This is a genomic window from Ochrobactrum sp. Q0168 (assembly GCF_016427605.1).
Taxonomy (GTDB): domain Bacteria; phylum Pseudomonadota; class Alphaproteobacteria; order Rhizobiales; family Rhizobiaceae; genus Brucella.
This window is the reverse complement of record NZ_JAELXQ010000019.1, coordinates 57,043-73,869: the sequence shown is the minus strand read 5'-3', so window position 1 is coordinate 73,869 and position 16,827 is coordinate 57,043. Positions and strand designations below refer to the sequence as shown.

Below are 16,827 nucleotides of genomic sequence, written 5' to 3'. Positions count from 1 at the left end.
AGCTTTCCGCCCTGCAAGGTGGCGATACCGGCGGAATCATAACCGCGATATTCCAGTCGTTTCAGAGCATCGACCAGAAGCGGCGCGACTTCATCCTTGCCTATAATACCGATAATTCCACACATGCATCTGCTCCAGATCTGGGTCGCTTGCTTTTGCTGGCCGGTTTAAAGACTCTAAAGCGGAACGGCAAGCCAAGCCATCCGCTCTCGGGTCGTCTGATAGTCGATTTATTTCGATGAGGTTTTAGCCGCTTTGATGGCGGCGTACTTCTCCCGCAGGATCTTCCCCCGGCCTTCTTTCGTTTCCTGCCGCGCGCGACCGAAAGCCAGCGCGTCAGCGGGAACATTGTCGGTGATTGTGCTGCCCGAAGCGATATAGGCGTTGTCGCCGATTTCTACCGGCGCAACCAGCGACGAATTAGAGCCGATAAAGGCGTTTTCACCAATGATCGTCTTATATTTGTTGTAACCGTCGTAATTGCAGGTGATCGTGCCAGCCCCGATATTGCTGGATGCGCCGACGATCGCATCGCCGATATAGGTCAGGTGATTGATCTTGGCGCCCTTGCGCACATCGGCGTTCTTCACTTCGCAGAAATTGCCGACTTTGGTTTTCTCACCAAGCTTTGCACCAGGACGCAGACGCGCAAAAGGCCCGATTTCCGCGCTCGGACCAACATTCGCGCCTTCCATATGCGAGAAGGAATGAATAAGCGCACCCGATGCAACATGAACACCAGGACCGAAGAACACATTCGGCTCGATGATGACATCAGCTTCCACCAGCGTGTCATGGCTGAAGAACACTGTTTCCGGCGCGATCAGCGTCACACCGGCCAGCATCATCTCGCGGCGCTTGCGGTTTTGCCAGATGGCCTCGGCTTCCGCGAGTTCTGCACGATTGTTGATTCCGATGACATTATCAACCGGCACTTCGATCGCCGTTACGTTGAGGCCCTTCTCATGCGCGATGGCTACGATGTCGGTAAGGTAATATTCGCCCTTGGCGTTGTCATTGCCGACCGCATCCAGCAGCGCCAACGCTTCGCTTCCGCGCACGGCCATCAGTCCGCCATTGCAGAAACCGATCTGCTTCTGGGCTTCGGTAGCTTCCTTTTCCTCGACAATGGCGATCAACTGGTCACCGTCTTCGATCAGGCGGCCATAGCCCTGCGGATTTTCCGGGCGGAAGCCAATCACCACGATATCCGCGCCATCGGCCAGACGCGCACGGGCCGCTTGCAGCGACTGCGCCTCGATCAGCGGCGTATCGCCGAAGACGATCAGCAGATCGTCATAACCCTTCGCAATTGCCTCACGCGCTGCAAGCACAGCATGGGCCGTACCGAGGCGTTCCGTCTGCTCGAAGGCTGAAACCGGACCGGCGAACTTCTCGACCGCGCCGCGCACGTCTTCCGCACCGCGTCCGACGACCAGCGCGACATCGCTTTTGCCTGTCCCCTGCACCGCCTTGACCACATGGCAGACCAGCGGCAGGCCCGCGACTGCGTGCAGCACTTTCGGCAAGCTGGATTTCATGCGCGTGCCTTCGCCGGCAGCAAGCACGATGGAAAGGCAAGTACGGTCTGTCATGACATTATCCAGAAATATGTGGTGTTCGTCCGCTTTAGCATGAAAGCGTATAAGGAAGCTTACGGAATTAGCCAAGCCGCCCGAGAACCGGGAACGTCTCGAGCAACCAGAATGAGAAGGATTGCATGCCGCCTGTCAGGAACAGGACGCCTGCAACGACCAGAAGCGCGCCCATCGCCTTTTCCACCTTACCGAGATGCACGCGGAAGCGGGACAGGAAGCGCATGAAAGCACCGGAAAAAAGTGCTGCGATCAAAAACGGAATACCGAGACCCAGCGAATAGACTGCGAGCAGAAGCGCGCCCTCGCCCACGGTGCTGCTACCGCCAGCCAGTGTCAGGATCGGGCCGAGAACCGGGCCGATACACGGTGTCCAGCCGAATGCGAAGGCCAGCCCCATGACGTAAGCGCCGAGTGGTGAAGCGGGCGCATTGCGCGCCTGAAAGCGCGCCTCGCGCGACAGGAAGGACAAGCGTAGCAGGCCCAGAAAATTGAGGCCCATCAGGATGATGACGACACCGGCGACGATGGCGATATCCTGCTGCCATGCGCGCAAAAATGCGCCGATAGACGATGCGCCAGCTCCCAGTGCCACGAAAACCGTGGTGAAGCCGAGGACGAAGCAGATAGCGGCAAAGGCAAGCGAGCGACGCGCAAACGGTTCCGCCGCAACGCGGGCGGCTTTATCAGCGCGGAAATCTTCGACGCTCACGCCAGCCATATAGCAAAGATAAGGGGGCACCAGCGGAAGAACGCAGGGCGATAAAAACGACAGCGCTCCCGCACCAGCCGCCGTCATATAGGAAACATCGAGCACGATTACCTCATTCGTTCATCAAATGGCTTGTTGCCCGGGCGAACCGCAGGCTTATATAGACCAAGTTTTATGCAACTCTGAATATTTTTGATACAACAGCACATTAGAACACAAGTTTGCCCAAAATCGGGATCACTCCCCGCCTTTACAATAATTTGTTGATTGCTCCAACTGGATGGCGCTCCGATGAGCTTGACTGATGATGAAGTGCCTTCTCAACATATAGCTGCGTCTTCCGGGTCTTTGGGCTGGCTGAGGCGATATCAGCATTTTCTGTTTCCGGTGGCGGGCATCGCCATCGCGCTGCTCGCGATCTATGTTCTGGAAACGATGCTCCAGCATACGTCGCGTTCGGAAACGCTTGCGGCATTGCATAGCATTTCCTGGACGACGCTGACGCTCGCCGTCTTCTTTACGGTGCTGAGCTATGCGGCTGTCGCCCTTTACGATGTCGTCGCGGTAGACACCATCGCACCGAACCAGATTCCGCGCCGCATCGCTGCAGTTGCGGGAGCTGCAGGCTATGCGATCTCTAATGCGCTCGGCTTTTCACTTCTGACCGGCGGTGCGCTTCGCTATCGCATCTATGCCGCAGAAGGCGTCAGCTTGGCGGATATCGGCAAGATCGTCGGCACATCATGGTTCGCAATCTGGTTCGCGCTGATCATCATGATCGGCGCTGCACTCCTCATCGACCCGCAAGACGTGCCGTGGCTGTCCACCATCGATTCGCGCATCGATATCGTGGCCGGGGTGGTGATCCTCGGCGGTATCGGCTGGCTGATCTACTGGCTGTCGCATGGCGAGCGCAGCGTCAGAATAGGCTCGTTCAGCCTCCGGCTTCCCAACTCCAAGGGCGCGCTGATCCAGATCTGCGCGGGACTGGTCGATGTCGGCGCTGCTGCGGCCACTTTATATGTTTTGATGCCTTCCGACGCAGTGCCAAGTTTCGCCGTCTTCGCGCTTGTCTATGTGATCGCCATTGTTCTCGGTATCGCCAGTCATGCGCCCGGCGGTCTCGGCGCCTTCGAGGCGACCATCATTGCCGGTTTGGGCCTCGGCGGAAAACCGGATGCCATTGCCGCCCTGCTCGCTTATCGCATCATCTACACGGTCATGCCGCTCGTCGTGGCAACGGCTGGCATTCTCGTTTGGGAAGCAATGCGGCGGCGTCAAATGCTGGGCAAGCAGGCCGCCTTCGCCAAACGGCTGTTCGAGCCTCTGGTGCCGAGCCTTTCTGCTGGCATCATCTTCCTGGGCGGCATCATTCTGTTGATTTCAGGCGCAACGCCCAACTTGCGCTATCGCGTCGAACTGCTCTCCGACATCGTGCCGGAATTCCTGATGGAAATGTCGCATCTGGCGGCAAGCCTCGTGGGTGTCGCGCTTCTGATCGTTGCGCGCGGCCTTTCCAAGCGGCTGGAGCGTGCATGGGTGGCGGCCATGACGCTGCTCCTCAGCGGTGCTGTGTTTTCGCTCGTCAAGGGCCTCGATTGGGAAGAAGCCGTCATTCTATGCATCTTCGCATCAACCCTCTGGAACTTCCGCGATTCCTTCTATCGTCGTCCGATATCCGGACCTTTCGAACTAAGCTGGAACTGGATCACCACGGTCGGCACGACGGTGCTGGTGTCCACCTGGCTTGGCTTCTTCGTCTACCGCCATGTTGAATATTCAAGCGATCTGTGGTGGGATTTTGCATGGAGCGGCAATGCCCCCCGCTTCCTGCGGGCGACCGTGCTGGTTTTCGCGTTGGTCGCCGCTGTCGGCCTGCATTCGATCATCAATCGTAACAGCCACCGCAGGCGCAAGGTCGATTATTCGATTCCGGAAGCCGTTCCAAATCTGGTTGCCGAATGCCCGCATACGGATGCGGCACTGGCCATGCTGGGCGACAAGCAGTTTCTGCTCGCGCCGGATAACAGCGCCTTCATCATGTATGCCCAATCCGGTGGCAGCCTGATCGCGCTTGGCGAGCCGATCGGCAATCCTGAAACCGGCAAGGAAGCAGCATGGGCGTTTCATGCGCTTGCCGACAGATTGGCGCTGCGCACGGTTTTTTACGGCGTCGGCCCGCAGAGCCTGCCGCTGTTTCTGGATATGGGGCTGATCGCGCTGAAACTGGGCGAAGTCGCACGGGTGAATCTGACCGACTTTTCGCTCGAAGGACCGCGCCGCCAGCCATTTCGCTATGCCGACCGCAAGATCGACAAGGATGGTTTCACCTTCGAAATCATTCCGGCGGCTGAAGTTGCGCCGCTTATTCCGCGTCTGCGTGAAATTTCCGATGCCTGGCTCGATTTCAAGTCCGGCAGCGAAAAAGGATTTTCACTCGGTTATTTCGACGACGACTATATGAAGCGTTTCGACGTTGCCGTGCTGAAACATGAAGGGGAGATCGTCGCTTTTGCCAATCTGTGGCGCGGTGCCGACAAGCACGAAATCACCGTGGATTTGATGCGTTATATGCCGAATGTCCACAAGCTGCTGATGGATGCGTTGTTCGCCAAGCTTTTGATGACCAGCCAGGCCGAAGGCTACAAATGGTTCAATCTTGGCGCGGCTCCGCTTTCCGGTTTGAGCGGCAGCAGGCTCGCCTCGCGCTGGAACCGGCTCGGCTCCTTCATCTACAAGCGGGGCGCGGACCTTTACCATTTCGACGGATTGAAGGCCTTTAAGGAAAAATTCGATCCCGTCTGGACCCCGCATTACATGGTCTGCCCCGGTGGACTGGAAACGCCGCGCGCCCTTCTCGACGCCACAACCCTGATCAACGGCAGCCCATTGGAGTTCATCCGTAAATGAAGAAAGAACGCGTCCTCTTTACCGTGGTCGGGCTTGTGCTGCTTGGAGCGGCGGGCGTTTACGGCTCGCTGCATACCGGCAAGATCGCCCGCATGTGGACAAAACTCACAGGCTCAGAAGAGCCGGTCATGCATGCGAGCGCTGAACGGCTGTCGAACATCCCGGTCTATATGCCGAACGGCGACCCGGTCGGGCTTACGATCCTTCTCAGCGACGAGGCAGGCATCGGCGAAAAGGAACGCGCCTATACGGACGCGCTCCTGGCCAGGAACATGATCGTTCTCCCGGTTGAACTCGGGCCCTGGCGCGCTTCGCTCGATAAGGAAGATGGCGAATGCAACTACCTCGACTCCGATTTTGAGGCCATCGCCAAGGAAGCACTGCGCGGGCTTGATCTCGATGTCTATTTCCATCCGGTGCTGACCGGCCTTGGCCAGGGCGCAACCATTGCCTATGCCGCTGCCTCAGATTCGCCCGACGCCACCATTGCGGGCGCGGTTTCGCTCGACCCGGTTCCGGCCAAGACCCGCCTGCCCTCGTGCACGGAAAAGGCAGCCGCGACGAAGACACCGGATGGCGCCTTCACTTATGCCTATGATGCCCAGATACCTGCGCCTGCGCTGGTGATGAGCCCTCCCGGAGGCGAAACCAACAATCCCGTCGAAGCGCGGCAAAAAAATATCGCCGTTCTCCAGAGCGGAAAGGATTTCCCGACCCGCATGAAAATGGCGGTGGATAATGTTGTTGCCATGGCTGATCAGGACGCCAAGAACGAGGCCCTGCCGATTGTCGATCTTCCCGCCAAGGGTGACAATGCGGAGATGGTGGCCGTGTTCTATTCCGGGGACGGCGGCTGGCGCGATCTCGACAAGTCCATCGGCGAATGGCTTCAAGCCAATGGCGTGCATGTCATCGGCGTCGATTCGCTGCGTTATTTCTGGTCGGAACGCACGCCGGAAGAAATCGCCAAGGACACGACTTCCATGATCAAGAAGGCTGATCCGACAGGCAAATTGCCCGTCGCCGTACTTGGCTATTCCTTCGGGGCCGACACATTCCCCTTCGCGTGGAAATATCTCGATCCGTCCATTCAGGACCGCACAAAAATGATCGGCCTGCTCGGCGTCGAAACCACGACGACGTTCCAGGTTTCCATCGAAGGCTGGCTTGGTATGGATGGCGACAAGGATGTCGTTCCAGCGATTTCCAGCATACCGCTCGACCGCGTCGTCTGTGTCTATGGCGAAGAAGAAGAGGACACCGCCTGCACGGCAAAAGAACTGAAGGGCATGGACGTCATGAAACTGGCTGGTGGTCATCACTTCGATGAAAATTATGAGCCGATTGCAGCCGCCCTGCTCGACAAGATGCGCTCTCGCGCCGGTTTGCCGCCGCGCCCGTCAAGCTGACGGGCGACTTCCGCTAAAGGCGCTAACCCTTTATCGCGCCTGACGGATTTTGCGCGCCGAGCGCGCGCTGAACCGCCACGCGGGCGGATGCCAGATCGGGCATGACCCAGTTTGGCTCGCCGCCCAGAAACTTGTCGAGGAAAGCGATGGCATAGCCTGGCATGTCGGCCACGTTTTCCCGATATGACCACCAGGTCCGCAAATCGTCCGCACAGGCGTCGATATCCTGCGCCACGCCGAATTCCTGCTCCTGCACAGCGGCAATCGCGCAAATGCAGTAGTTGGTATAGAGGAAGCCTTCCGGCCAGAAGGCGATAATGTCGTGCTGCGGCGTGTTCTCGCCCTCGACTGCCTTGGGGATTGATCGGGCTTTGGCAGGCGATAGGCGGATCAATTCACGCAAAACGAGACCGGCGGCAAAGGTGATGAAATCCTTGCGGTCCACCTTGGCAAAGCGCTTGTTCTGCTCGACCAGCTCAACCCAGTTCAGAAAAGCTTCCGTCAGTTTCTGCTCGTCAATATCGTAATCGACGCCATAAACATCGTGGAGAAGGCTGGCGTGTTTGCGAAACGTCGCGCGGAACCAGCGCAACTGCCGCAAGCGGCGTCGCAAATCCGGCATCGATGCCATCTGGTTCTTCAAAAGCAAATCCATATTCCACGCCTCCAACGCCGACAGACCATATGCGAAACAACAGCTGTTGTCAGCTTGTCCGTCCAGAGATATTCACCTCATAATTATACATATTGACATTTAAGAAAACAAATGTTCTGTGAAGAGACGGAGACTGGCGGCGCATGAAGACGCATCAAGCCTCCGGTGGAGGAGGAGAAAATGGCTATCTGGCAATGGGCTTTACTGGCTTTGGCTCTGTTATGGGGAGTCCAGTCGCTGGGCGTCTGGTTTCAGATGCGCCATTACTCCGACGTGCTGAAAGGCGTCACATCCCGCTACTCTGACGGGTTCGTCGGTGCGGGCCATGTGCGGGGGCGCTTCGGCAAAGGCGTCATTGTCATGATTGTGGTCGACCGCGACCTGAAAGTCCGCCGTTTTCTGGAAATGAGCGGGCGAACCGTGTTTGCGAAATTCAAGCGGCAGGAGGCCTATGAGGGCATGTCGCTCAATGCTTTGCGGCGCGAACAGGAAGCGCTCGAAAAATCACCCGTCAACGCTGCTGCAAAACAGGCGATGGACCAGATCGACCGCATCCGCGAGCAATCCGACGGCGCGTCTCTCGAAGGACTGAAGCTGGCGCACGCCTGAGCGCGTGCCTCACCGCGAACTGGGTGGAAATGTTCAAGGGGTATCGCCCGACGAGGACGGGCGTGGAGGAGGAGAAATGTCAATAGCTGCAATGCTGGCGCAAGGCGCCGATACGACCTTACAATCCTTGCATGTGGCGAGCCAGATGGCAGCCAACATGGCAACAGATGCAGTGTTTCACGGCAAGCTTGCCGTCGAACACGGCAGCCATAACCTTGTGCAGCTTGCACAGGCGACCGGCGCGGACAATCTGACTGTCGATCAGTTCAAGGAGCGTCTGCAACACGTCACGCAGGAAGAACAGCTGGGCTGGCTTGCCTCGATCGGCAAGCACTTCATCGGCATCTTCCAGAAGGGCGGCGAAGTGTTTTCCGGTTTCGTGACCGGCATCATTCCGACGCTGGTAGTCCTGATGACCGCTTTCTACGCAATCACCGAACTGGTCGGCGAAAAGCGCGTGCACGGTCTGGCACAGGGCGCAGGCCGCATCGCGCTGACCCGTTATACGGTTCTACCGGTTCTGTCGGTATTCTTCCTGACCAACCCGATGGCCTATACCTTCGGTTCGTTCCTTGAGGAAAAACACAAGCCTGCCTTCTACGACGCGGCAGTGTCCTATGTGCATCCGCCGCTTGGCCTCTTCCCGCATATCAATCCCGGCGAATATTTCGTCTGGGGCGGCGTGCTCGTCGCGCTGCTTGAACTGGAAAAGAAGGGTGCCGTGCCCAATGGATATCACATCAATGTGGCCATCTGGTACGCCCTCGTCGGCCTCGTCGTGATCCTGCTCAAGGGCATGCTCACCGAACGCATCACCGCCATCATGGCGCGCCGTCAGGGCATCGAGCTCTAAGGCGCGCGGGAGGACATCATGGCCAAAACCTATAAATCCGTTAGAATTTCTCACGGCTCCGGTGGCTGGGGCGGACCGCTCGTCATCCAGCCCACCGAACAGCGCAGCAAGATCGTATCCGTGACCGGCGGCGGCATTCATCCGCTCGCCAGACAGATCGCAGAAATGACCGGGGGCGAAGCCGTAGACGGTTTCCGCGCTCCGCCCATTGAAAGCGAAATGGCCGTCGTCGTGGTCGATTGCGGCGGCACCGCGCGTTGCGGCGTCTATCCGCGCAAGCGCATCCCGACCGTCAACCTGACGCCCGTGGGCCAGTCCGGCCCCCTCGCGCAGTTCATCACCGAAGACATTTATGTCTCCGGCGTGAAACCCGAAAATGTCGTCCCTGCTGATGGCTCCGAGGCTCCTGCAGCAGCTGCTTCCTTTGGAGCTGCCGCCACCAAGGCCGAGGAAAAGCCAGCAGCGCCCATCGATACGTCGAATGATGGCGGTCTCGTCGGGCTGATCAGCCGGATCGGTCGCGTCATGGGCCGTGTTGTTGGCATTTTCTTCAACGCCGGTCGGCGCACCATCGATCAGGTCATCCGCAACGTTCTGCCATTCATGGCTTTCGTGACGATGCTGATCGGTCTCATCCTTTATACCGGCATCGGCGATATTCTCGCCCAGCCAATGGGACCGCTCGCCAACAACATCGTCGGCCTGCTCGTTCTGTCGGCCATCTGCGGCCTGCCCTTCCTGTCTCCGATCCTCGGACCGGGCGCGGTCATCGCGCAGGTGGTGGGTGTGGCAATCATCGGCCCGCAGATCGCCAATGGCACCATCGCTCCGGCAATGGCCCTGCCCGCGCTCTTCGCCTACAACACGCAGGTCGGTTGCGACTTCGTGCCGGTAGGTCTGGCGCTCGGTGAAGCCAAGCCGAAGACGATTGAAATCGGCGTGCCCGCGATCTTGATCAGCCGCCAGATCATGGGTCCCGTCTCGGTGCTCATCGCCTGGCTCGTTAGCCTCGCCGTGCTTTGACGCAAACTGGCTCGCCGTATCAACGCGGCGGGCCGCTCCTCCCAATCTCTGCCTTTAATTTTCTGCATCCTCATCTCCCCAATTTTTGGAGGATGCAGATTGAGTGAAATTGAAAAGGACTGCCGCCATGCCGATACATCTCAAGACACGGATCACCGCAATCGGTCCCGAAGTGGCTGATCTCGCCGAAGGCGGCGTTGTGATCCTGTTTGCCGAGGGCTCCCCGCCCGAGCTGGCGGAAGTCTCGGTGATGCATGCGGTCGAAGATGGCCCGCAGGAAGCCGCACCGCCCGTTGGCGCGCTCATCACCATTGGCGACATCACGGCAAGCATCACGGCTGTCGGAACCAGCGCCTGGCAGAAAGTGCGTGACATCGGCCATGTGGTGATATCGTTTACCGGCGCTGACTCGACCGACCGCCCGGGCGAGATCTGTGCCAGCGAAATTGACGGCGCCGCTCTGGTTGCCGCGCTGCGCGAAGGACATATGATCGTCATCAGCGACTGATCTCAAGAAGCATTCATGATCCAAGGCTCTCAAATGGAACGCTCCACCATCGTCCGGGTGCATGAAGGGCTGCATGCGCGCCCCGCCACCCGCTTCGTCAAGCTCGCCAAGGGGTTCGAGTGCAATATCGAGATCGCAAAGAGCGGCAAAAGCGTCAGCGCGAAAAGCTCCGTCAAACTTATGCTGCTCGGCGTGAAGGAAAATGACGAAGTCACCGTCAGCGCCGAAGGGGCCGACGCAATTGAGGCGCTGGAAGCGCTGATCGGCTATCTCGAAAACCCACGCGCCGGACTTGAGGAAAATGAAGGCGCAGCTGTTGTCGCGGCCACTGAAGCCGCTTCCATCGTCGTCGCCCCGGCCACAAATGTTACCGTTACGGCGTTGCCGGAGGGTCAGATCAAGGGCGTTGCCGCCAGCGAAGGTCTTTCGCTTGGTGAGGCATTTCCGTTTTTCCCGGCCGAAATCACGCCGGGAACCGGCAAGCTGGCAGCAGATGAAATCGGACCGGAAATCAGCCGTTACGAGGCCGCTGTCGCGACCGTGCAGGAACGGATGGAACATTCGCTCGCGCGTGGTGATCTGGCCGAAAGTGATCGCGGCATCGTTGCCGCTTTGAAGGACATTGCTTCCGACGACAGCCTGCGGGAGGAAGCCCTTGCGCTTATTCGCGGTGGCATGGATGCGGTCTCCGCGACGCTTGGTGCTGCCTCGACGGTCGCCCAGCAATTCGCAAACCTCGACGACCCTTATCTCAATGCGCGCGCCGATGATGTGCACGCGATCAGCCGCCAGATATGCCTCGCTTTGCTCGGTCAGGAAGATATCAATCTCGACGGATTACCGGACGGCGCCATTCTGATTGCCGAAGACATCGGCGCTTGGGATCTGGCCCGCGCACCGCTGAAGCGCATTCGCGGTGTGGCCTGCGGCCATGGCGGTGCGACCTCGCATGTCGCCATCATTGCGCGCACGCACGGAATCCCGGCAGTGCTTGGGCTTGGCGACGCGGTTCACACGCTGAAGACCGCGCGTAAGGTTGCCGTCGATGGCAGCGCCGGTATTGTTCATCACGACCCGGATGCCACCGTTCTGGCTGATATCGAAAGCCGCATTGCGAAGGCCACGGAAGAGCAGCGTGCGCTGGACAAGTATCGCGATTTCACGCCGCGGCGCGCCGATGGCGTGACGATTGAGGTTGCGGCCAATCTTGGCGCCTTGGAGGAAATCGAAGCGGCCCAGACCGCAGGCGCGATGGGCGTCGGACTGTTCCGCACTGAGCTTCTGTTCATGAAGCATATCCATTTGCCGTCCGAAGACATGCAGATGGAAACCTATGCGTCACTTCTGCGCGCTTTCGCGCCGCGGTCTGTGATTGTCCGCACGCTCGATATCGGCGGCGACAAGCCCGTCGCGGGCATTGAGTTCCCTGAAGAGGAAAACCCATTCCTCGGCTGGCGCGGTATCCGCATGTGCCTTGATCGCCCGGATGTGTTCAAGCCGCAATTGCGCGCCCTGCTTCGCGCCGCCGTGCACGGCCATCTGAAGGTCATGTTGCCGATGGTTTCCGACATTGAAGAAATCCGGGCGACAAAGGTGCTGATTGCCGAATGCGAGCGCGAGCTGACCGCAGAAGGCAAACAATATAGCTCGTTTGAACTCGGCGTGATGATCGAAACACCGGCAGCTGTTTTTGCCGCCGATCAGCTGGCCAAGGAATCCGCGTTCTTCTCCATCGGCACCAATGATCTGACGCAATATGTGATGGCGGCAGACCGTCTCAACCCGACGGTGGCAAAGCTCAATGACGTGAACCATCCAGCCGTGATGGCGGCCATTGAAATGACTGCGAAAGCGGCCACATCGGCGGGCATCATGGTGGGCATGTGCGGGGAAGCGGCAGGCAAGCCGGATCTCATTCCGGAATTTATCCGCATGGGATTGACCGAGCTCAGCATGAGCCCAGCTTCCATTCCCCGCGCCAAGAAGATCATCGCCGACCTGTTCGGCGCATGAACCGCCTCGGTTAAGGCAAATGGGCGATCAGCGTCGCGAAGAGGGTTTCGAGCTTCTTCACGTCGCGGGCCTCCGCCGCATCGACCAGCCGCTCATAGCGTGCTTCAAGCACCATGAATACGCTTTCCAGCGGATCAATATCGGCGAGGTCGGCAGGTTTCACCGTCGCCAGCCCGCAAGCGAGGCAAGCGGCGGCAAGCCCGACCACTTCCGCCTTGCGCAGATTTTCCGGATCGCACGAGGCTTCCGACAACATCGAGCGCACAGGCTTTTCAGCCAGAGACTCCAGAAACAGCGCGGTCAGCGCCTGCGCAACCGTTGCGGGATCGCGCAGAACGTCCGCATGTTTGCGCAACAGACGCCCATGGATCACAGAAAAAGCCGCTTCATGGATCAGCGCGTTTTCGAGTCCGTAACGGCGCATCGTTCCCTTGAGGAAATAATACATATCGCTGCGGAAACCGCGCGCACCTTCCGCGCCGGTGCCAAAATAGAAGGAAAGGCTGCGCATTTGCGGCGCGCCATGATGTTTGGCCGGCTCAGACGAGATGAACGAAATCGAGATCGCTTCGGCAGCGGTCAGCGCTGTATCCATCACGCCTGCGGCATGGCCGAGCAGCGCTTCCGGTGCGGGCAGGCTGTTTTCTGGGGCACGCGAACTTTGCCGGGCGCGCCTGATCACATAGCGCATGTCACGCAGACGGTCTTTCAGACTGACGGCGATTTCATCGGAAAGTGTGCGCAGCATGGCGGTCGTCCCTCCTTGCGAGGCCAACAATCGTATCTTAACCGATACAAAAGAAGTATTGTTTTCCTCGTCCCGGAAAAGCAATAGGTTCCATATTCACAAAGGCGCAAACTGTAAGAATTTTGGGGAATCGATTTGAAGAAGACCGCCAAGGGGAAACGGAACGCAGCTGAAACCAACGAGCTTCTGGTGGGCTCCGAAGGCGTTGCAGCGGAAAACCGCACCAGCCGGCTGAGAACCCGTGCGGCGTGGATGTATTATGTCGAGCAGATGACCCAGAGCGATATTGCGGATGCGTTGGGCGTTGGCCGTGTGACCATTGTGCGTCTTCTTGCCGATGCTCGCGCCCGCAACGAGGTTAAGATCACCATCGAAGGCAAGCTTTCGGCTTTGACCGCGCTGGAAGCGGCGCTTGAAAAGGCGTTCGGGCTGGAACAGGCCATCGTCGCGCCCCTCTCCTCTGCCGAGACCGACCCGATTCCCCCGATCAGTGCTGCGACAGGTGCCTATCTGTCAGAAAAAATTCAGCATGGCATGCGCATCGGCGTCGGCTGGGGCCGCACCTTGTCCAGCACCCTGCAGCATATCGGTTCGCGTCCGGTCAACGATCTCAAGGTCATTTCGCTTCTGGGCGGCATCGTGCAGCCGCGACGCTCCAATCCGCCGGAATTTGCCTGGCAGTTCGCGCAGATGCTACAGGGCGAAGGCTATCTCATCCCCGCGCCCGCCCTGGTGGACAGCAAGGAAACCCGCACCGCGCTTATCGAGCGCTGCGGCCTCAATACGGTGCTGGACATGGCCGAGGACCTCGACATGGTACTGCTCAGTATCGGCGGCATCGAAACCGCCAGCAGTACCTCCTATCGCGTGGGGCTCGTGGATGAACAGCAGAAGCAATCGCTGCGCGCCAATGGCGCGGTCGGTGACGTGCTGTTTCACTTCTACGATGCCGATGGCCGTATCGTCGACGACCCTGTGCATGAACGCGTCATGTCTGCCAGCATCGAAAGCTTGCAGAAAACGCCACAACGTATTCTCACATCCGGCGGCAAGGAAAAGATCGAAGCGCTTCTGGGCGCGATGAAGCTATTGCGCCCAACGGTTTTCATCACCGACGAGGAAAGCGCTGCCGAAATGCTCCGCCGCATCGGTCATTCCGTTCCGAACTGACGCGCGAAATACAGATAATACAAACAGATAGAGCGCTTTCGTGATCTTACACGAAAGCGCTCTATCCAATTCAGCCAAAGTCGCTGCGGCGAAATTACTTGCGCAGTTCGGCTTCGATTTCGTCCAGAACCTTGTCCTTGCCAATACCGGTCAGGAAAGCGAGACCTTTGATCACCCGCTTCTCGACTGCGGCAGAAATCGGCGTTGTCGAAACGATGAAATCCACATTATCGGCCAGGGATGGCACCTCGGTAGCCTTGGCCTGCTGCGCGTTGAAGGCCAGTCCGCGCTTTTTCATTTCTTCGGTGACGGCAGCGTTCACAGCAGTGGATGTTGCGACGCCGGTGCCGCAGGCAAAGAGAATCGTTTTCATTTTGGCCATTGTGTTTCCTCCGGTTAGCCCAGCACAACTTCAACGTCAGCGAGCGTGCGCGCATTCTTTAAATTGTCCAGCGCGTCCTCATTTTGAATCGTCGCCATAACCTGCTGCAAGGTCTCGATCTGCTTGTCCTTGTCATTGATGGCAAGCAGGAAAACAAAACCGACAGGCACTTCCTCTTCCGGATCTTCCATATTGGAAAAGATGACGGGAGATTTCAGCGTAGCGAAAGCGATGCCCGCTTTCAGGACATGCTCGGGATCGGTATGCGGAACGGCGACGTTTTCTTCGCGCTCCAGCGGCAGACCGGTTGGCATGGTCTGTTCGCGCTTTACGACCGCATCCGCATAGCTGGGCTTTACATAGCCAAGCCGTTCCAGCTTTGCCGCCAGAATACGGATGATCTCCTCATTGGTTTTGGCCTCGCTCTGTAGCTCTATCGCTTCAGGGTCGAGAAAAGCCATCAGGCCGTTCGCCATTCCATCCTCCATTTCAGATAGCCGCATACCTCTCCGGTATGCGGCCAGTATTGCTTTTGCGCCTTACCAGTTGTTCTGCTCGGCTGGCTCGTCTTCTGCACCGGCGGCGCGTTCCCAACCGTCTGTGTTGCGACGATAGAGAATGAACGCTGCGGCGATGACGACTGCGAGAACCGCGATTCCAACAACGCCCAACCACTGGATTGCGGCGATGATGACATAAGGCACCCACAGGAAGCCGTCGACCACGGAAGTGATCTGCAACGCGTTTTCCGGCAGCTTGAAACCGGACGACACGGCAGCACTCGTGAAGAGCGGCGCCAGCGCATTGGCCACATAGAAGCCGATGGCGAGCGTCACCGTACCGACGACGACCATGCGGAACACGTTGCCCTTCAACAGCGGCGCGGTCATGGCGACGATGAACGGTATAACCGCAAGATCGGCGAACAGGATGACGCGGTTGCCCGGCAGAATCACCGACAGGATGATCGCGATAGGCACGAGGATCAGCGACGACGAGATGGCAGCCGGATGGCCGATAAGGATCGCCGAATCGAGACCCACCAGCAATTCGCGGTCGCCCGTGCGCTTGCGCACAAATTCCTGTGCCGCGTCAGAAACCGGCAGCAGGCCTTCCATCAGAATTTTGACCATGCGCGGCAGAAGCAGCATCACGGCGGCAAGCGTCATGCCGGTGCCGAGCACCTTGGCCAGCACATGGCCGAAATCACCTGCATTGTAGAAAGCGATGAGACCAAGCACGAGACCGATGATCAGGCCAAGAACCACAGGTTCGCCGAAGACGCCGAAGCGGCGCTCGATGGTTTCGGTGCTGATATGGATCTTGTTGATGCCAGGAATGCGATCCATGATCCAGTTGAGCACGATAGCAATCGGCAGAATTTGCGCCGACGCCAGATGCGGCACCGAAACGCCCGGAACGCCGTAAAACTGCTGCACGGCGCGTGCAGACCAGTCAGCGAACAGAAGCGACAGAGCGGCAACAAGGGCGGCAACGATAATGCCATAGGCCAGATTGTCCGTTGCCGCGACGACGAGCGAGCCGACAAAGGCAAAATGCCAGAAATTCCACACATCGACATTGAGCGTGCGGGTCCAGCGCATCAAAAGCAGAGCGATGTTGACCAGAATTCCGACCGGAATCACCCAAAGCCCGACGGACGAACCGAAGGCGATGGCGGCAGCCGAAGGCCAGCCCACATCCACGATGTCACGCTTGATGCCCGTATTGGTAACAATAGCCTGAGCCACCTCGCCGATCGAGGTGAACATCAGCCCCAGCACAAGGTTGATACCAATGAAGGCGACGCCGATGGTGACGGCTGCGCGGAAGGCCTTGCCTACTTTTGCGCCCAGAACCACGGCGATAATGAAAATGACGATGGGGAGCAGGACCGTCGCTCCCAACGTATCGATGGCCGATTTCAGGCCGCTTAGAAATGCGTCCATAGTTTTCTCCTCCCCCCGGCCATCCTCCAACGAATGCCAGGCCGTTCGAACGCTTGTATCAAGTTCCGCGCCGTATGCCCCCACAAGATTTTGTTGTGTTGCATTTTGAAACACCGGGCAGAACATTTGTTTTTTATAACAGACCGATGTTTGTTCACAAGCGCTAAAGCACGGTAAGGAATAACAGGTCCGACGAGTGTGATATATGTACACTCGTATTGACTTGGAAACAAATGTTCATTATCGGGTAAAGGAAGAGAGGCGCGAAGGCGCCTGGAGGAACATCAGGAG

15 protein-coding genes are annotated in these 16,827 nt (G+C 58.4%); 8 read left to right on the top strand and 7 right to left on the bottom strand.

All coding sequences use genetic code 11. The features are described from left to right. Nucleotides 1–230 precede the first annotated feature (230 nt). Together glmU and JAU75_RS21250 are read right to left on the bottom strand one after the other, a co-directional pair. A complete protein-coding gene (glmU, locus tag JAU75_RS21255; RefSeq protein ID WP_199058489.1) occupies nucleotides 231–1,595 on the bottom strand; it encodes a bifunctional UDP-N-acetylglucosamine diphosphorylase/glucosamine-1-phosphate N-acetyltransferase GlmU in 1,365 nt (454 codons plus the stop codon). A 67-nt stretch (nucleotides 1,596–1,662) separates the two neighbouring features. Beyond that, a complete protein-coding gene (locus JAU75_RS21250) occupies nucleotides 1,663–2,412 on the bottom strand; it encodes a cytochrome c biogenesis CcdA family protein (RefSeq protein WP_199058488.1) in 750 nt (249 codons plus the stop codon). 186 nt (nucleotides 2,413–2,598) lie between these two features. On the opposite strand from JAU75_RS21250, the gene mprF reads away from it, so the two are divergent. Beyond that, nucleotides 2,599–5,217 (top strand): bifunctional lysylphosphatidylglycerol flippase/synthetase MprF, encoded by a 2,619-nt coding sequence (mprF, locus tag JAU75_RS21245; RefSeq protein WP_199058487.1) that lies wholly within the window; start codon nucleotides 2,599–2,601, stop codon nucleotides 5,215–5,217. Continuing rightward, nucleotides 5,214–6,626, top strand: coding sequence for a virulence factor family protein (locus tag JAU75_RS21240; RefSeq protein ID WP_199058486.1), 1,413 nt, complete (start codon nucleotides 5,214–5,216; stop codon nucleotides 6,624–6,626). The genes mprF and JAU75_RS21240 overlap by 4 nt, the downstream gene beginning before the upstream one ends. Before the next feature lie 22 nt (nucleotides 6,627–6,648). On the opposite strand, the gene JAU75_RS21235 is transcribed toward JAU75_RS21240, so the two are convergent. Further along, nucleotides 6,649–7,281 carry a hypothetical protein gene (locus tag JAU75_RS21235; protein WP_199058485.1) on the bottom strand — a complete coding sequence of 211 codons (633 nt, stop codon included), beginning with the start codon at nucleotides 7,279–7,281 and terminating at the stop codon, nucleotides 6,649–6,651. A 180-nt stretch (nucleotides 7,282–7,461) separates the two neighbouring features. Here JAU75_RS21235 and JAU75_RS21230 point away from each other — a divergent pair, with 180 nt between their 5' ends. The 5 genes from JAU75_RS21230 to ptsP all read left to right on the top strand — a co-directional run bounded on the left by JAU75_RS21230 (nucleotide 7,462) and on the right by ptsP (nucleotide 12,287). After that, the gene (locus tag JAU75_RS21230; protein ID WP_138783763.1) at nucleotides 7,462–7,890 is read left to right on the top strand and encodes a transcriptional regulator GutM; all 429 of its coding nucleotides are present in this window, start codon (nucleotides 7,462–7,464) and stop codon (nucleotides 7,888–7,890) included. Nucleotides 7,891–7,966: 76 nt separating this feature from the next. Then, the gene (locus tag JAU75_RS21225) at nucleotides 7,967–8,743 is read left to right on the top strand and encodes a PTS glucitol/sorbitol transporter subunit IIC (RefSeq protein WP_199058484.1); all 777 of its coding nucleotides are present in this window, start codon (nucleotides 7,967–7,969) and stop codon (nucleotides 8,741–8,743) included. Between the two features lie 18 nt (nucleotides 8,744–8,761). Beyond that, on the top strand, nucleotides 8,762–9,766 hold the full coding sequence (locus JAU75_RS21220) for a PTS glucitol/sorbitol transporter subunit IIB (protein ID WP_199058483.1): 1,005 nt from the start codon (nucleotides 8,762–8,764) through the stop codon (nucleotides 9,764–9,766). A gap of 127 nt (nucleotides 9,767–9,893) precedes the next feature. Continuing rightward, nucleotides 9,894–10,274, top strand: a complete 381-nt coding sequence (locus JAU75_RS21215; protein WP_199058482.1) for a PTS glucitol/sorbitol transporter subunit IIA — start codon at nucleotides 9,894–9,896, stop codon at nucleotides 10,272–10,274. A gap of 33 nt (nucleotides 10,275–10,307) precedes the next feature. Continuing rightward, on the top strand, nucleotides 10,308–12,287 hold the full coding sequence (gene ptsP / locus JAU75_RS21210) for a phosphoenolpyruvate--protein phosphotransferase (RefSeq protein WP_199058497.1): 1,980 nt from the start codon (nucleotides 10,308–10,310) through the stop codon (nucleotides 12,285–12,287). Nucleotides 12,288–12,297: 10 nt separating this feature from the next. On the opposite strand, the gene JAU75_RS21205 is transcribed toward ptsP, so the two are convergent. Further along, entirely contained in the window at nucleotides 12,298–13,035 is a 738-nt protein-coding gene (locus JAU75_RS21205) for a hypothetical protein (protein WP_199058481.1), read from the bottom strand. A gap of 135 nt (nucleotides 13,036–13,170) precedes the next feature. On the opposite strand from JAU75_RS21205, the gene JAU75_RS21200 reads away from it, so the two are divergent. After that, nucleotides 13,171–14,205 carry a sugar-binding transcriptional regulator gene (locus JAU75_RS21200; protein ID WP_199058480.1) on the top strand — a complete coding sequence of 345 codons (1,035 nt, stop codon included), beginning with the start codon at nucleotides 13,171–13,173 and terminating at the stop codon, nucleotides 14,203–14,205. A 94-nt stretch (nucleotides 14,206–14,299) separates the two neighbouring features. On the opposite strand, the gene JAU75_RS21195 is transcribed toward JAU75_RS21200, so the two are convergent. The 3 genes from JAU75_RS21195 to JAU75_RS21185 all read right to left on the bottom strand — a co-directional run bounded on the left by JAU75_RS21195 (nucleotide 14,300) and on the right by JAU75_RS21185 (nucleotide 16,536). Next, complete coding sequence (locus JAU75_RS21195; RefSeq protein WP_199058479.1) at nucleotides 14,300–14,587, bottom strand: PTS sugar transporter subunit IIB; 288 nt, start codon at nucleotides 14,585–14,587, stop codon at nucleotides 14,300–14,302. A 14-nt stretch (nucleotides 14,588–14,601) separates the two neighbouring features. Next, nucleotides 14,602–15,063, bottom strand: a complete 462-nt coding sequence (locus tag JAU75_RS21190) for a PTS sugar transporter subunit IIA (RefSeq protein WP_078340331.1) — start codon at nucleotides 15,061–15,063, stop codon at nucleotides 14,602–14,604. 63 nt (nucleotides 15,064–15,126) lie between these two features. After that, complete coding sequence (locus JAU75_RS21185; protein ID WP_199058478.1) at nucleotides 15,127–16,536, bottom strand: PTS transporter subunit IIC; 1,410 nt, start codon at nucleotides 16,534–16,536, stop codon at nucleotides 15,127–15,129. Nucleotides 16,537–16,827 lie beyond the last annotated feature (291 nt).

Coding starts and splice junctions, on each gene's coding strand:
- ptsP (WP_199058497.1), top strand. CDS start 10,308: ATGGAACGCTCCACCATCGTCCGGGTGCATGAAGGGCTGCATGCGCGC.
- JAU75_RS21215 (WP_199058482.1), top strand. CDS start 9,894: ATGCCGATACATCTCAAGACACGGATCACCGCAATCGGTCCCGAAGTG.
- JAU75_RS21195 (WP_199058479.1), bottom strand. CDS start 14,587: ATGGCCAAAATGAAAACGATTCTCTTTGCCTGCGGCACCGGCGTCGCA.
- JAU75_RS21220 (WP_199058483.1), top strand. CDS start 8,762: ATGGCCAAAACCTATAAATCCGTTAGAATTTCTCACGGCTCCGGTGGC.
- JAU75_RS21240 (WP_199058486.1), top strand. CDS start 5,214: ATGAAGAAAGAACGCGTCCTCTTTACCGTGGTCGGGCTTGTGCTGCTT.
- JAU75_RS21235 (WP_199058485.1), bottom strand. CDS start 7,281: ATGGATTTGCTTTTGAAGAACCAGATGGCATCGATGCCGGATTTGCGA.
- glmU (WP_199058489.1), bottom strand. CDS start 1,595: ATGACAGACCGTACTTGCCTTTCCATCGTGCTTGCTGCCGGCGAAGGC.
- JAU75_RS21190 (WP_078340331.1), bottom strand. CDS start 15,063: ATGGCGAACGGCCTGATGGCTTTTCTCGACCCTGAAGCGATAGAGCTA.
- JAU75_RS21225 (WP_199058484.1), top strand. CDS start 7,967: ATGTCAATAGCTGCAATGCTGGCGCAAGGCGCCGATACGACCTTACAA.
- JAU75_RS21205 (WP_199058481.1), bottom strand. CDS start 13,035: ATGCTGCGCACACTTTCCGATGAAATCGCCGTCAGTCTGAAAGACCGT.
- mprF (WP_199058487.1), top strand. CDS start 2,599: ATGAGCTTGACTGATGATGAAGTGCCTTCTCAACATATAGCTGCGTCT.
- JAU75_RS21230 (WP_138783763.1), top strand. CDS start 7,462: ATGGCTATCTGGCAATGGGCTTTACTGGCTTTGGCTCTGTTATGGGGA.
- JAU75_RS21185 (WP_199058478.1), bottom strand. CDS start 16,536: ATGGACGCATTTCTAAGCGGCCTGAAATCGGCCATCGATACGTTGGGA.